Genomic DNA, 948 nt, shown 5'->3' with positions numbered 1-948 from the left:
AGGTCACGGGCGGGGGCCCGTCCGTGTACTCCCGGCGGAACTCCAGGAAGGTCGGGTCGGAGAAGCCGGACGGCCACCACGGCCACAGGTAGAGACCGATCAGCGTGAGCAGCAAGGCGGCCACCGCGAGCCCGACGGGGGCTCCCTTGCCGGGAGGAGCGGGGTCGATCAGCGGCATCGTGGTCCTGTTCTCTACGGGCCGGAGTGCTGTCGGTGGTGTTCCCGCGCTCCACGGTCGGGCCGGTGGGGCCCGGATGGAAGGGGAACGCCCGGATTTCGCTAGTAGACCCCGCCGAGGTACCCGACGGCCTGGTCCGGCTGCAGGACGAGGCCGCCCCGCACCAGCGTCAGACCGCCGTAGAACGCCGCCTGGACAAGGTCGTTGTCCACGATCCCTGCCACCCACCGGGTCTCCCGCATGCACCCCAGGATGCCGCCCCGCCCGAAGTCCCGGAACGGATCCGACCGGCAGTCACCGAACCGTGACCGCACCCACGGAGCACACCCCCCGACCTCGACCCGCCTGATCCCGTCCGCCAGTACCCCGGCGTGCGGTCCGTGCCCGGACCGCACACCGGGTGCTACTGCTCGTCAGGCCGTTCGGTCCGCCGGGTGGAAGTTGATGCGTTCGCGGACGACGGGGAAGCCGGCCTTGGTGAAGTTCGCGGCCATGGGGTGGTTGGTCCGGTCGGTTGCTCCGGTGATGAATTCGGCGCCCTGTTCGACGAGGGTGTGGGTGCACTCGGCGAGGAGGTCGTAGGCGTAGCCGTGGCCGCGGTGTTGGGGGAGGACGCCGATGAAGCCGATGGTCGGGCCGGAGGGGTTGTGGGCGGGGATGTGGATGCCGGCGAGGTCGCCGTCGGGGGTGTGTGCGGTCTGCCACCACTCCCGGGGGGAGGGGCACCAGTGGAAGAAGTCGAGTTCCTCCTGCGCGGCCCGGTCCACGCC

Annotated in this window: 2 protein-coding genes; both read right to left on the bottom strand. The window is 71.0% G+C overall.

Annotated elements, in window-relative coordinates; translation table 11 throughout:
- Positions 1–279 precede the first annotated feature (279 nt).
- Positions 280–420: a hypothetical protein gene (locus tag VR45_RS47015; RefSeq protein ID WP_159394256.1), complete on the bottom strand. Its 141-nt coding sequence runs from the start codon at positions 418–420 to the stop codon at positions 280–282.
- A gap of 171 nt (positions 421–591) precedes the next feature.
- Positions 592–948, bottom strand: a 357-nt coding sequence (locus VR45_RS18365) for a GNAT family N-acetyltransferase (RefSeq protein WP_045940873.1), incomplete at its 5' end; no start/stop codon positions are given.

The organism is Streptomyces sp. NRRL S-495 (assembly GCF_000966955.1).
In the GTDB taxonomy this organism is placed as follows: Bacteria; Actinomycetota; Actinomycetes; order Streptomycetales; family Streptomycetaceae; genus Kitasatospora; species Kitasatospora purpeofusca.
The sequence above is the reverse complement of the archived record's forward strand: the minus strand, read 5'-3'. Positions and strand labels throughout refer to the sequence as shown.

What these genes read in the sequence shown, in the direction of transcription:
- VR45_RS47015 (WP_159394256.1), bottom strand. Translation starts at nt 420, where the DNA reads ATGCGGGAGACCCGGTGGGTGGCAGGGATCGTGGACAACGACCTTGTC.